Genomic DNA, 13,656 nt, shown 5'->3' with positions numbered 1-13,656 from the left:
GCTGCCGAACTTATTAAAAAACAGAACGACCTGAAGCGTAATAATTTTGTAAATCCCTATAACAATTCAGAACCAATTCCAATAAACATAATCTCACAAATCAAGGGGAATGAAATGCAAAGCGCTTCTGTCCGGCAGTTACTGCTGGAAAAACTATCCGGTCTTCTCGGTAAAGACATTCAAACCGGTTCTGATCTTGATATTTCGCATCTGAGTGACTGGAGCGACGAGCAGGGCGGCACACCGCTGGCTCTGGTTCTGCCTCGGGATACACAAACTGTTTCTGAAATTCTCAAGCTCTGCAATGAATACCGTATCGCAGTTGTTCCGCAGGGCGGACTGACCGGCCTTGCCGGTGGTGCGGTGCCGGTACAGGATTGTGTGCTTCTGTCGCTGCGCAATATGAACCGCATTGAGACAATCAATGTGCAGGCCGGAACGATGATTGTCGAGGCCGGTGCCATTTTGCAGAATATTCAGGATGCAGCGCGCAATGCAGGCATGAATTTTGCGCTGGATCTGGGCGCGCGCGGTTCCTGCCAGATCGGCGGCAATATTTCCACCAATGCGGGCGGCAATCGTGTGATCCGCTATGGCATGACCCGTGATCTGGTACTGGGGCTTGAAGCGGTGCTGGCAGACGGCACAATTCTCAGCATGATGAATGAAATGCCGAAAAACAATGCGGCGCTGGATATGAAGCATCTGTTTATCGGTGCGGAAGGCACAATGGGCGTTGTGACCCGTGCCGTGCTGCGTCTGCGTCCGGGGATCGGCGGTGCCAATGCCGCAGTTGTTGCGCTTGAGAATTTTGAGAATGCCCTGAATTTGCTGAATTATGCGCAAAAGCGTCTTTCCGGTCGCGTCAGCGCTTTTGAAGCCATGTGGGGCGACTATTACAACATGGCTGCGAAATATGCCCGCGCACCACTCGAAGGCAGCTATCCGCTTTATGTGTTGATGGATATGCAGGGCGCTGAGCCGGATGCGGAAGCGGATTTGTTCCAGTCGGTTCTGGAACATGCATTGGAAGAGGGCTGGATTGCCGATGCTGCCATTGCTCAATCCCATCGTGAGGCCGAAGAATTCTGGACAATGCGCGATGCCATTGCGGAAATCATGACCCATGAAGGCCCGTGCATCGGTTTTGACGTGTCAGTCCCGCAAACACAGATTGGTGCAGCGGTAGATGCTATTCAGGCAGCATTGCAGAACCGCTATCCGGGTATGACCAGCCTGTTTTTCGGCCATGTCGGTGATTGTAATTTCCATATTGATATTACGAAATATACGGATTTTACCGAAGATGACCGTGCGGTTGAAGATATTGTCTATGACATTATCCGCACATTCAAAGGCTCGGTTTCAGCTGAACATGGTATTGGTCTGCATAAAAAACCGTGGTTGCATTACAGCCGGAGCGCTGCCGAATTACAGGTTTTGAAGACACTGAAAGCGGCGCTTGATCCGCATAATATTCTCAATCCGGGTAAAGTTCTGGACTGATAATGAAAAAGGCCGGAGCTTCAACTCCGGCCTTTTGATCTTTACGCTCCGAAGCGTTTTTCACTCATGGAAGCCTGCATCAGCGCTTTGGTATAATCCTCACGCGGTGCATCAAAAATCTGCTCGGTCTGGCCTTCTTCGACGACCTTACCGGTTTTCATCACCAGAATATAGTCGGAGAGGGCGCGTACCACTGCCAGATCATGGCTGATGAACAGATAAGACAGGCCGTATTTTTCCTGCAGATCCCGCAACAACGTTACCACCTGTTTTTGCACCGAGCGGTCAAGCGCACTGGTCGGTTCATCCAGCACAATGACTTTCGGTTTCAGGATCATGGTGCGTGCAATCGCAATACGCTGACGCTGGCCGCCGGAAAATTCATGCGGATAGCGGTTGCGCATTGAAGGCTCAAGGCCAACCTCTTTCAGCGCTTCACCCGCACGGATATCCCGCTCTTTGGCAGAGAGTTCCGGCTCATGGATCAGCAGCCCTTCGGTGATGATCCGCCCCACTGTCATACGCGGGCTGAGCGAGCCGAACGGATCCTGAAATACCAGCTGTAATTCGCGGCGTTTCGGGCGCATTTCCTGCGGGTCTGTTGGCAGTTCTTTGCCGAGATAGGCAATACGTCCGTCCGATTTCAGCAGGCGCAGAATAGCACGGCCAAGTGTGGATTTGCCGGAACCGGATTCCCCCACAATGCCGATGGTCTGCCCCTGTTTGAGGTTGAGCGAAATACCATCCACCGCGCGCAGAACCGTCTGCGGTTTCAACCAGCCTTTTGCCAGATTGAACGTGACCGACACATCATCTGCCTCAATCAGCAAAGGTGCAGTTGCCGGTGGCGCCGTTTTGGTGCCTTCCGGCTCTGCATCCAGCAGCATCTTTGTATAGGCATGCTCGGGAGAGGAAAAAATTTTCTCCGTTGCACCGCTTTCAACCACTTCACCGGAGCGCATGACGCAGACCTGATCGGCAAAACGTTTCACAATACCCAGATCATGGGTAATGAAAACGATGGCCATGCCGAGGCGCTTCTGCAAATCGGCCAGCAGTTCCAGAATTTGCGCCTGAATGGTTACATCCAGCGCCGTTGTCGGCTCATCGGCTATCAAAATATCCGGATCATTCGCCAATGCCATAGCAATCATCACACGCTGGCGCTGACCACCTGATAATTCATAAGGATAGCTGTCGATGCGGCGTTCCGGTTCGGGAATACCGACCAGTTTCAGCAGTTCCAGAATGCGCGGACGTGCCTGCGCTTTGCTCATTCCGCGATGGAAACGCAAAGGCTCAGCCAGCTGATCGCCGATTTTATAAAGCGGATCAAGTGAGGTCATCGGCTCCTGAAAAATCATGGTGATTTTGGCACCACGGATTTTGTTCAGCTCTTTGTCGGACATGCCGACCAGATCCTGACCGCGATAAAGCGCCTGACCGGTCGCTTTACCATTCGACGATAGCAATCCCATGATCGCCATGGTTGTCTGGCTTTTGCCGGAACCGGATTCACCGACAATTGCGACGGTCTCGCCGGATTTCACATCAAGGCTGATACCGCGTACCGCATGAACCGGCCCGTCATTGGTTTCAAATGTTACGCGCAAATCGCGTACAGATAAGACTGTCTCTGCTGTCATCTTAACGGTCCTTCGGATCAAGGCTGTCACGCAGGCCGTCGCCCAGGAAGTTCAGCGCAAAGAGAATGAGTGTCAGGGTGACTGCAGGGAAAATCAGCTGCCATGAAGCACCGCGCATATTCTGCGCCCCTTCAGAGATCAGCAGGCCGAGCGATGTCATCGGGTCCTGAACACCAAGGCCGAGGAAGGACAGCAGGCTTTCGAGCAGAATGGCTTTCGGTACCAGCAGGGTAACGAAAACAATCACCGGCCCCAGCGCGTTCGGAATAATATGACGGGTAATAATACCGCGTCGTGTTGCACCGAGCGCTTCTGCTGCCTGCACAAATTCCTGCCGTTTGAGACTCAGGGTCTGACCGCGCACAATACGTGCCATATCCAGCCATTCCGTTGCACCGATGGCAATGAAGATGATGATGATCGACCGCCCGAAAAACACCAGCATCAGAATGACGAAGAAAATGAAGGGCAGAGAATAGAGAATATCGACAATACGCATCATGATATTGTCAGCACGCCCGCCGAGATAGCCGGAAATAGCGCCATAGCTGACGCCAAGTACAAGCGCCATAACAGAAGCCAGCAGACCGATAGCCAATGAGATACGTACCCCGATAAAGGTACGGGTCATCATATCGCGGCCGAGATTATCTGTGCCGAAGAAAAAGTAATTCCGTGCCACATCCAGCGAGAGCTTGCCGCTCAGCTTGTCGGCTGCCAGTTCAAGGCTCGGATTGCTGAACAGATCGGAACGCTCAAAATAACGCAGAACGCGCTGATCCAGTTCACGTCCTGCACTTGAGGTCACGTCAATAGTGAGTTTCGAACCGGCAAGTTCCGGTTCTCCGCCTTTCAGGCGCGCGCGCGCCATTTCCCGCTCAAGGCCGGGAATAATCGTATCCGCACGCGGGTAAGCCTCAAGGCTTGGTGCCACGCGTACAAATTGCGGATAGATTTTTTCATAGGGATGCGGGCTGACCATCGGCCCGAAAATACCGACGAGCGACAGGAAAATCAGCACAACGGCACTGGCAACAGCGGCGCGGTTACGGCGAAGTCTGATCCATGCATCCTGCCAGAGGGAACGGCCGGCAACAGCTGTGTTGCCTTCCGGTGCGCCGTGAGACGGCATATTTGTTGAGATATCAGTCATAGCGCACCCGTGGATCAAGATAAGCATAGATCAGGTCAACAACGAGGTTGAACAGCACGACAAAGACCGAGATGACGACAACAGTGCCCATCACCAATGTATAGTCGCGCCCCAATGCGCCTTGTACGAAATAACGGCCGATACCAGGAATACCGAAAATGGTTTCCACAACCACCGAACCGGTGAGCAAAGCTGCAGCTGTTGGTCCCAGATAGGAGACAGCAGGCAGAAGAGCGGCTCGCAATGCATGAACGCCAACGACGATGCGGGCAGGCAGACCATAGGCACGGGCGGTGCGCACATGATTGGCACGCAGGGCTTCAATGGTTGAGCCGCGCACTAAGCGGGCAATCACCGCCACTTGCGGTAGTGCCAGTGTGGTGATCGGCAAAATCCAATAGGTGAAATTGGCGGAAGACCAGCCACCGGCAGGCACCCAGCCGAGAATAACGCCGAAGAACAGGCTGAGCAGCGGTGCGACAACGAAATTGGGGGTGGTGATGCCGAATGTTGCTACGGCAACAATGGTATAATCCAGCCATGAATTCTGGCGCAGGGCAGCAAGCGCGCCGAGCACTGTGCCGAGAATGGCTGCAAGTGTGAGAGCCAGACCACCGAGCATGATGGAAACCGGCAGGCCGGAAGCGAACAGATCATTGACCGTAAAGTCACGGCGGGCAAAGCTCGGGCCCAGATCACCCTGAAGCAGATTGCCTAAATAAATCAGATATTGCTGCCATAAAGGCGCATCCATATTATAGGCTTTTTTCAGGTTTTCGAGGATCAGCGGATCAATCGGGCGCTCAAGATCAAACGGGCCGCCCGGAACAAGCCGGATCATGAAGAAGGTCAGCGTGATGATGATAAATATCGTCGGGATCGCGCTGGCCAGCCGCCGCAGCGTATAGCTCAACATATAATTTTCCTGACTGCAGCCTTCATAAAAATAATGGCTGCGGCAAAGTTAAAATAGTTTGATATGCAACAGGCTGCATAGGTGAATATGCAGCCTGCCAGTAAAAATACTTACTGTTTGAGCGACAGCCAGCGGGTTGCGTGTGCATCCATCAGGTTGTCATACCAGCCTTCGATATTTTCGGAGACCAGAGCGCGTGATGAATAATACAGCACCGGAATAACGGCTGTTTCTTTGAGCAACAGACGTTCCGCATCGGCAAGAATTTCCGCGCGGGCTTTCAGGTCTGTTGTGGTTGCGGCTTTTTCCATCAGAGCATCGTAGTCTTTGTTCTTCCACTTGGAGTAGTTGAAGCTGACATCGCTCTGAGTGAGGAACAGGAAGTTCTGCGGATCGTTATAATCGCCGATCCAGCCTGCGCGGGCGATGTCAAAAGGACCATCTTCACGCAGGAAGTTGAAATAGGTCGCGCCTTCGGTTTCATTGAGCGTGGCTTTGATGCCGATATTGCTCAGCATATCGGCAACAGCGGCCATCGTGTTCTTATTGTTTTCGGACGTATTATAGAGCAGTTCGATTGACAAGCTGTCCGGCTCAACACCGGCTTCTTTCAACAGGGCTTTGGCCTTGTCTTCGCGCTCCAGCGTATCTTCACCGGCATAGGAAGCCTTCACGCCGCCTTCAACATAATTGGCAATGCCCGGAGGAACAACCGAATAGGCCGGAAGCATGGTGCCCTGCCAGACTTGCTCTGCAATGAATTCGCGGTCAATCGCCATCGAAATGGCTTCACGCACACGTGGGTCTTTCAGCTTGCTATCAGCGGTTTTGCCTTTAACCGGCAGATAATAGGAGCCGAGATATGGCGCCAGACGGAATTCTTTGGCGAGGTTATTTTTTACATAAGTCAGCTGCTCAGCCGGAACGTCAGAACAAATATGCACTTCCTTGGCTTCAAAGCGGCGCATGCAGCTGGCGCGGTCTTCAAACGGAATCCAGTTTACAACGTCGATCTGGACTTTATCCGCATCATAGTAGTTTGGGTTTTTCTTCATGACAATTTTGTCATTCGGCGTAAAGCTGACCAGCTGATAAGCGCCGTTGGTCACCATTTTACCGGCAGCAGTAAATTTGTCGCCGTTTTCTTCAACGCTTTTCTTGTTCATCGGCAGACCGGTCTGGTGGGTCAGCAGCTCAAGAAAATACGGTGTCGGGCCTTTCAGCGTAATTTTGAGGGTCAGATCATCGACCGCTTCAACGCCCAGATCTTCAAGTGGTTTCTTACCACCAACCACATCTTCAGCGTTTTTGATCGGGAACAGCATGCTGGCATAACCGGCAGCAGTTTTAGGATCCATAATGCGGCGGAATGTGAACAGGAAATCACCGGCAGTTACCGGATCGCCATTCGACCATTTGGCATCGTCACGCAGGTGGAATGTGTAAACCAGACCGTCTTCGGAAATATCCCAGGACTTGGCGGTGGCAGCAACAGCTTCGCCTTTGGCGCTCTGACGGACAAGGCCGTCATAGAGATCGGCCATGATGCGGCCTTCGGAAACGGTGGATGTGCGGTGATGATCCAATGTTGCCGGATCTGTGTCGTTACCACGGTTCAGAACGACTTCGGCAGATGCCACACCGGCAAAAGCGCCGGTCAGTGTGAGTGCGCAGACACCTGCGAGCAAAATTTTACGATACATATAACCCTCCCTGTTAAAGTACTGAGACGGATTCTAGTATGAGTTTTTCAGGCAGAGTCAAACATCTATTTTCAGTTCTCAGCCGTGCGCCTTTAGTCGAAGGAGATTATTTTAAAACAAAAGAGAAACTTTGTTATTAATCGCAATATTATTGGCTAATTCTAAAATTTTATTACAAAGAACGAAACTAAAACAAATTGCCAGAAAATCATATTATTCAATGGGATAAAATATTTTATCAACACTGATAATTTAAGTAAAATACAATAAATATGGCTGACGAAAAAAATTTGCCGTTATGTGGATAAAAACCCCGCCATTTTAGCGGGCAAGACCTTCATTCTGAAGGCAAATCAGCCAAATCACGAGTCAGTTTTGTAACAGCAATATGTCATCGCCTGTTTTACCGGACGATCAGCCAATAAAAAGGCCGCTGAAAGCGGCCTTCTGAAGTGCAGTTTTTGGTTATTTTTCAGAGTTCAATTCTGCCAGAATTTCCTCTGTATGCTCGCCTAAACGCGGGGAGCGCAGGCCGGTTTTCAGTTCTGCATTGGAGAATTTCAGCGGCGTGCGCAGTCCCGGAACACCTTGATTGTCCACCCGCATCTGACGGGCGATAAATTGCGGATCGCTGAACACATCGGCAATGGTATTGATCGGCCCTGCCGGTACAGCGAGCTTTTCCAGTGCGGCCAACAGATCATCGCGCAACCATGCAGATGTTTTTGCTTCAAGCTGAGCTGTCAGTTCATCGCGGTTTTGTACGCGAGCCGCATTGGTACGGAATTTCTCATCCTCAGCCAGTTCCGACAGCTCCAGCAAACCTGCCAGTTTGGCGAATTGGCCGTCATTACCGCAGGCGATGATGAAATAGCCGTCTTTCACCGGCAATGTCTGATAAGGCGCAATATTCGGATGCGCATTGCCGAGACGTTTCGGCGCTATGCCGGAAGCGAGGAAATTCATTGCCTGATTGGCGAGAACGCCGGTCATGCAATCAAACAGCGACATATCAATATGCTGACCGAGACCTGTTACCTGACGATGCAGCAGCGCGGACTGAATACCGATGACACCGTAAAGACCGGTGATAATATCGACCAGTGCCACGCCGATTTTCTGCGGCTCACCTTTTGGATCGCCGGTAATATCCATAATGCCGCTCATGCCCTGAATCATGAAATCATAACCGGCACGCGCTGCATAAGGTCCGTCATGGCCGAAACCGGTGACGGAGCAATAGATCAGACGCGGATTGATTTCCTTCAGGGTTTCATAATCAAGGCCGTATTTTTTCAGGCCGCCGAGTTTGAAATTCTCGATGACAATATCGGCATCTTTGATGAGTTTGAGAACGGTCTCACGCCCTGCATCTTCACGAAAATCGCAGATGATCGAGCGTTTACCGCGATTGCAGGCATGATAATAGGCGGCTGACTGTTCCGCACCGTCGTCAATATAAGGCGGACCCCATTTGCGTGTATCGTCCCCTTCGGGGCTTTCTACCTTAATGACATCGGCACCGAGATCCGCCAATGTCTGGCCAATCCATGGCCCTGCAAGAATACGTGCCAGTTCAACGACTTTAATGCCTTCCAACGGCGCCTGCATCAGATTTGCTCCGGATATGAAAAACCCGCTTCCATCAGTTATGCCGCTGAAAAATCAGCGCCATACAGAGGGAAGCGGGCGATTATCAGTTATTAAAAGAATGCCTGAAGACCGGTCTGCGCACGGCCGAGGATCAGCGCGTGAACGTCATGGGTGCCTTCATAGGTATTCACTGTTTCCAGATTCTGCGAATGACGCATCACGTGATATTCGATCTGAATACCGTTGCCGCCATGCATGTCGCGAGCCTGACGGGCGATGTCGAGCGCTTTACCGCAATTGTTGCGCTTCATCAGCGAAATCATTTCCGGTGCAAATTTATGATCGTCCATCAAACGGCCAACACGCAGCGAGCCCTGAAGGCCGAGCGTGATTTCTGTCTGCATATCAGCCAGCTTTTTCTGGAAAAGCTGTGTCTGCGCCAGCGGACGGTTGAACTGCTTGCGATCCAGACCATATTGCAGCGCACGGTGCCAGCAATCTTCTGCCGCACCGAGAACACCCCAGGAAATACCATAGCGGGCGCGGTTAAGGCAGCCGAACGGACCTTTGAGGCCGGAAACATTTGGCAGCAGGGCATCTTCGCCGACTTCCACGCCGTCCATCACGATTTCACCGGTGACGGAAGCACGCAGGGAAAGCTTGCCGCCGATCTTCGGTGCGCTCAGACCTTTCATGCCTTTTTCAAGCACAAAACCGCGGATCTGATTGTCATGGGCAACGGATTTCGCCCAGACGACGAACACATCGGCGATCGGGGAGTTGGAAATCCACATTTTCGAGCCGTGCAGCTTGTAGCCGGTCGCGGTTTTTTCCGCGCGGGTTTTCATGCCTGCAGGATCGGAACCGGCATCAGGCTCGGTCAGGCCAAAGCAGCCGATCAGCTCGCCGGATACCAGACCCGGCAGATATTTGTCTTTCTGCTCTTCCGAACCATAGGCAAAAATCGGGTAGATCACGAGTGAGGACTGCACGCTCATCATCGAACGATAGCCGGAGTCAATGCGCTCTACTTCGCGGGCAACAAGACCGTAGGAAACATAATTGGCTTCCGCCGCGCCGTATTTTTCCGGCAATGTCACACCGAGCAGACCGGCCTGACCCATCAGGCGGAACAGTTCAGGCTGCACAGCTTCTTCAAGATAGGCTTCTTCAATGCGCGGCAGCAATTCGCTCTTGGCAAAAGCCGCAGCGGAATCGCGGATCATGCGTTCATCATCAGACAACTGATCATCGAGCAGGAACGGATCGCTCCATGAAAATTTTGTCATGTCACTCATTTACTATCTCCCGAAAAATTTGGCTCATTCTCAGACGACTACCCCAAAACTGCAAACCCTTATTTGCACTTTAGTCATGAATTCTACGCATCAACTCGGCAATGCCCAGCTTGGATATGTGCGGTTTTATCAGGCGGTTCGGGAGAAACGAGCCTGAATTTCCTGACAATAATGCCTGCCAGCCCTTATCCGTGCTGAAAACGCGCTGCCAGTTCCAGCCATGCACGCGCCGCATGAGGCAGATAAGCGCCGCGCCGCCAGACCCATGCCATGTCCCATGAAAGATCGGGTTCTGTCAGTGTAATATGGCGGACACCGTCGCGCACCCGTTGTTCGGCGATCAGACGCGGGAGAAAGCCGATACCAAGCCCTGCATAAACCAGCTCGATGATGAAATTAATCTGACTGGAGCGTGCGGCAATGGACGGCGTGAAGCCCTGACTGCGACAGGCATTCAGAATAATCGGATTGAGCGCAAAAGCACTGTCAAACAGAATAAACGGCATGTCCTGTAATTGTTTCAAGGCAATAATGGGCTGATCGGCCAGCGGGTGCGAAGCGGGGATCAGCACATCAATCGGCTCTTTGCGGACATTCTGCCAGTCAAATTCATCAGGCGCAGGCAGGAGGGAGGCACCAAGATCCACTTCGCCGTCGCGCACCATATCTTCGAGTTTTTTACTGCCATGCTCGACAAGATGAATATCAATGCCGGGATAAAGACGACGGTAAATTGCAAACATCGGTGCGAACAGCGCGTCACTGCCGATTGGCGGTAATCCGAGCCGCAGCACGCCCTTGGTCAGCCCCTGCAATTCTGCCAGTTCGGTTTTCAGATCATCCTGTTCTGCCAGCATACGTAAGGCGCGCTGGAATACCACTTCTCCTGCATCGGTCATCACCGATTTATGGCCGTTACGGTCGAGCAGGGTTACGCCAAGTTCGTCTTCAAGCTGACGCACGGCTTTGCTGACAGCTGATTGCGTGAGGAAAACAGTCTTGGCAGCCTGTGTGAAGCCGCCTTGGCGGACAACCTCGGCGAATATCCGCAATGTGCGCAGTTCCATTATTATTCCAATTGGGACTTATTTCTATTCAATCAATTCATTTTTATCATGAATACGGATGGCGTATAAAGGAGAAAATTAAGTTGCATGAAAAGAGTACCGTAAAATGTCTCCAGCTCAAATGTCGGGAGGAGTCCGCCATTGGGTACAAAACAGCCGGATCGGCCAGATCGCTTTGATCGCCGGTTTCTGGGCTTTGGGGGAGGGTATCGCCAGAATAACGCATCTGCCTGTGCCGGGCAGTGTCATCGGCTTGTTCCTGTTATTCATACTTTTGATGACCGGCGGTATGAACCTGCTGACCGTGCGCCGTGGTGCGCAATGGTATCTGGCAGAGATGCTGCTGTTCTTTATCCCTGCAGTTCTTGCCGTACTCGATCACCATGAGTTTTTCGGTCTGCTGGGTCTGAAAATTCTCGCGGTTATTTTACTGGGCACGGTCATTGTTATGATCTCCACCGCATTGGCAGTTGAAGCGGGTTTGCGTCTGAGCCGCCATTTGCAAAAGATGAGACATTCATCATGAGCGGGATCATGGACTATCTCACCCCCGCACTCGGAATGATGGTGTTGTGGTCTGCGGCAACGATCCTGTTCTATCTGCTGGCGAAAAAGCTTTACCGTCGCTGGCCGCGTGTCTGGTTTTCACCGCTCATTGCCGCGCCGGTTTTGCTGATTGCGGCAGTGCTGCTGATGCGCACCAGCTATGCGGAATATAATAGCGCAACACACTGGCTGGTGATGCTGCTTGGTCCTGCAACCGTTGCTTTTGCGGTGCCGATTTATGAACAACGGGCAGTCATCCGGCAATATTGGCCGGTTTTGTTGTTCGGTGTGCTGGTCGGCAGTTCTGTTGCCATTCTCTCGGCATGGGGGCTGGCTTCGCTGCTCAGTCTTGACGGCAGTTTGCGTCTTAGCTTGATCCCGCGTTCTGTGACTTCACCTTTTGCCATGGCTTTGTCTGAAGATATTGGCGGCATTCCTAATCTGACGGCTTTGTTTGTGGTGGTGACCGGCGTCATCGGTGCAGCACTCGGCGATACAATCCTGCGTTTTCTGCCGTTGAAATCCGGCCTTGCCCGTGGCGCTTTATTCGGCATGGGCGCGCATGGTGCAGGGGTGGTCAAAGCCCAGCAACTGGGTAAGGAAGAAGGCACCATTGCCGGTCTGGTGATGGTGCTGGTCGGTTTGGTCAATGTCTTTGCCGCGCCGCTGATCCGGTGGATTCTTCTGTAATAAAAAGGCCACTCTGATGAGTGGCCTTTTCAGTTTTTATGCGCTTTTCTTACGCATGAAGAAATAGATCACGCCGAGCAGGACAAACCATACCGGTGTAATCAGCAGTGCCTGTGCTGTGTCTGCCTGCTGCGCCAAAGCCCAGAGAATGAAGGCAAAAAACGCAAACACCATAATGATGGCTGCATAACCGCCCGGCATCTTGAAGTTTGATTTCGCATGGAGATCAGGGCGCTTACGGCGATATTGCACATAAGATGCCAGAATGATCGACCAGACAAAAATAAACAGCAGAGCCGAAATTGTGGTCACAATGGTGAAAGCTTCAATAATGCTCTGTCCTGCGTAAAGCAGCACAACACCTGCGAGCAGGAATGTGCAGGAGAAGAACAGTGCATTGACCGGAACATGTCGGTGGTTCAGCTTGCCCAGTGTTTTTGGTGCCAGCGCATAGCTTGCCAGACCAAAAATCATACGCGATGTCGAATAAATACCGGAATTGGCGCTGGAGGCCGCAGAGGTCAGCACCACGAAATTCACGACATGCGCGGCAATGCCAAGACCAGCCAGCGAGAACATGGCGACAAACGGGCTGCCGCTTGGGTCAACCTGGTTCCATGGCATCACAGTCATGATCACGAAGAGTGAGCCGAGATAGAACAGCACGATACGCACAGGGATCGAGTTGATCGCCTTTGGCAGATTGCGCTCCGGATTTTCAGTTTCCGCAGCGGCGGTACCAACAAGTTCAATACCGACAAAAGCGAAAACCGCGATCTGGAAACCGGCAACAAAGCCGAAGAAGCCATTCGGGAAAAAGCCGCCCTGATCCCACAAATGGGTAACGGACGCTGCAGTGCCGTTTGGCGATACATAGCCGGAGCTGAGCATGACAACGCCGGTAATAATCAGCGCGACAATGGCAACAATCTTAATCAGCGCGAACCAGAATTCGATTTCACCGAAATTGCGTACATTTGGCAGGTTCAGTGCAACCAGAACTACGATCAGGCCGAGCGCGGGAATCCACAAGGCCAGCTCAGGGAACCAGAAGGACATATAACCGGCAACGGCCACAACATCAGCAATACCGGTAACAATCCAGCACAGCCAATAGGTCCAGCCGGTAAAAAACTGCGCCCATGATCCGAGATAATCACCGGCAAAGTCGGCGAAGGAACGGTAATTCAGATTGGACAGTAACAGCTCGCCCAAAGCGCGCATCACGAAAAACAGCATGAAGCCGATAATCGCATAGACCAGCAGGATTGACGGGCCTGCGAGCGAAATTGTTTTGCCCGAGCCCATGAAAAGGCCGGTACCAATCGCACCGCCGATGGCGATCAGCTGCAAATGGCGGTTTTTGAGATTACGGGCAAGATGCGGCTCTTCCTCTTGGGAATGCGGGTGCCCCGATGCAGTATCCATTCAGTATGCCTCACAATTCATCTGCCAGCGGATTTTCCCTCCTGAAATCCAAGAAAATACACTGGTTAGTTTTCTGCATGCTTCGCCGGTGCAGGATGATTCCACAGCAC

11 protein-coding genes are annotated in these 13,656 nt (G+C 52.1%); 3 read left to right on the top strand and 8 right to left on the bottom strand.

Going from position 1 to position 13,656, the window contains the following annotated elements:
• Nucleotides 1–114 precede the first annotated feature (114 nt).
• Nucleotides 115–1,506 (top strand): FAD-binding oxidoreductase, encoded by a 1,392-nt coding sequence (locus BKD14_RS13795; RefSeq protein WP_075656950.1) that lies wholly within the window; start codon nt 115–117, stop codon nt 1,504–1,506.
• A gap of 41 nt (nt 1,507–1,547) precedes the next feature.
• On the opposite strand, the gene BKD14_RS13790 is transcribed toward BKD14_RS13795, so the two are convergent.
• The 7 genes from BKD14_RS13790 to BKD14_RS13760 all read right to left on the bottom strand — a co-directional run bounded on the left by BKD14_RS13790 (nt 1,548) and on the right by BKD14_RS13760 (nt 10,882).
• On the bottom strand, nt 1,548–3,152 hold the full coding sequence (locus tag BKD14_RS13790) for an ABC transporter ATP-binding protein (protein WP_075656849.1): 1,605 nt from the start codon (nt 3,150–3,152) through the stop codon (nt 1,548–1,550).
• Between the two features lies 1 nt (nt 3,153).
• A complete protein-coding gene (locus tag BKD14_RS13785; RefSeq protein WP_022711585.1) occupies nt 3,154–4,305 on the bottom strand; it encodes an ABC transporter permease subunit in 1,152 nt (383 codons plus the stop codon).
• Nucleotides 4,298–5,221 (bottom strand): ABC transporter permease subunit, encoded by a 924-nt coding sequence (locus BKD14_RS13780; RefSeq protein ID WP_075656848.1) that lies wholly within the window; start codon nt 5,219–5,221, stop codon nt 4,298–4,300. The genes BKD14_RS13785 and BKD14_RS13780 overlap by 8 nt, the downstream gene beginning before the upstream one ends.
• A 110-nt stretch (nt 5,222–5,331) precedes the next feature.
• Entirely contained in the window at nt 5,332–6,924 is a 1,593-nt protein-coding gene (locus BKD14_RS13775; RefSeq protein ID WP_075656847.1) for a peptide ABC transporter substrate-binding protein, read from the bottom strand.
• A gap of 465 nt (nt 6,925–7,389) precedes the next feature.
• On the bottom strand, nt 7,390–8,538 hold the full coding sequence (locus BKD14_RS13770; protein ID WP_139316427.1) for a CaiB/BaiF CoA-transferase family protein: 1,149 nt from the start codon (nt 8,536–8,538) through the stop codon (nt 7,390–7,392).
• Nucleotides 8,539–8,627: 89 nt separating this feature from the next.
• A complete protein-coding gene (locus BKD14_RS13765; RefSeq protein WP_075656845.1) occupies nt 8,628–9,815 on the bottom strand; it encodes an acyl-CoA dehydrogenase in 1,188 nt (395 codons plus the stop codon).
• Nucleotides 9,816–10,000: 185 nt separating this feature from the next.
• Complete coding sequence (locus BKD14_RS13760; protein WP_022711590.1) at nt 10,001–10,882, bottom strand: LysR family transcriptional regulator; 882 nt, start codon at nt 10,880–10,882, stop codon at nt 10,001–10,003.
• Nucleotides 10,883–10,988: 106 nt separating this feature from the next.
• Between BKD14_RS13760 and BKD14_RS13755 the strand changes: the two genes are divergently transcribed.
• Both BKD14_RS13755 and BKD14_RS13750 read left to right on the top strand, forming a co-directional pair.
• Nucleotides 10,989–11,408 carry a CidA/LrgA family protein gene (locus BKD14_RS13755; RefSeq protein WP_022711591.1) on the top strand — a complete coding sequence of 140 codons (420 nt, stop codon included), beginning with the start codon at nt 10,989–10,991 and terminating at the stop codon, nt 11,406–11,408.
• A gap of 8 nt (nt 11,409–11,416) precedes the next feature.
• Nucleotides 11,417–12,118: an LrgB family protein gene (locus BKD14_RS13750; protein WP_075656949.1), complete on the top strand. Its 702-nt coding sequence runs from the start codon at nt 11,417–11,419 to the stop codon at nt 12,116–12,118.
• A gap of 36 nt (nt 12,119–12,154) precedes the next feature.
• Here the strand turns inward: BKD14_RS13750 and BKD14_RS13745 are convergent, their stop codons facing one another.
• Complete coding sequence (locus tag BKD14_RS13745; RefSeq protein ID WP_075656844.1) at nt 12,155–13,546, bottom strand: amino acid permease; 1,392 nt, start codon at nt 13,544–13,546, stop codon at nt 12,155–12,157.
• Nucleotides 13,547–13,656 lie beyond the last annotated feature (110 nt).

Origin of the sequence: Pseudochrobactrum sp. B5 (assembly GCF_001939785.1) — a bacterium.
GTDB lineage: Bacteria > Pseudomonadota > Alphaproteobacteria > Rhizobiales > Rhizobiaceae > Pseudochrobactrum > Pseudochrobactrum saccharolyticum.
The sequence above is the reverse complement of the archived record's forward strand: the minus strand, read 5'-3'. Positions and strand labels throughout refer to the sequence as shown.

Coding starts and splice junctions, on each gene's coding strand:
- BKD14_RS13765 (WP_075656845.1), bottom strand. CDS start 9,815: ATGAGTGACATGACAAAATTTTCATGGAGCGATCCGTTCCTGCTCGAT.
- BKD14_RS13780 (WP_075656848.1), bottom strand. CDS start 5,221: ATGTTGAGCTATACGCTGCGGCGGCTGGCCAGCGCGATCCCGACGATA.
- BKD14_RS13760 (WP_022711590.1), bottom strand. CDS start 10,882: ATGGAACTGCGCACATTGCGGATATTCGCCGAGGTTGTCCGCCAAGGC.
- BKD14_RS13785 (WP_022711585.1), bottom strand. CDS start 4,305: ATGACTGATATCTCAACAAATATGCCGTCTCACGGCGCACCGGAAGGC.
- BKD14_RS13775 (WP_075656847.1), bottom strand. CDS start 6,924: ATGTATCGTAAAATTTTGCTCGCAGGTGTCTGCGCACTCACACTGACC.
- BKD14_RS13795 (WP_075656950.1), top strand. CDS start 115: ATGCAAAGCGCTTCTGTCCGGCAGTTACTGCTGGAAAAACTATCCGGT.
- BKD14_RS13745 (WP_075656844.1), bottom strand. CDS start 13,546: ATGGATACTGCATCGGGGCACCCGCATTCCCAAGAGGAAGAGCCGCAT.
- BKD14_RS13750 (WP_075656949.1), top strand. CDS start 11,417: ATGGACTATCTCACCCCCGCACTCGGAATGATGGTGTTGTGGTCTGCG.
- BKD14_RS13755 (WP_022711591.1), top strand. CDS start 10,989: ATGTCTCCAGCTCAAATGTCGGGAGGAGTCCGCCATTGGGTACAAAAC.
- BKD14_RS13790 (WP_075656849.1), bottom strand. CDS start 3,152: ATGACAGCAGAGACAGTCTTATCTGTACGCGATTTGCGCGTAACATTT.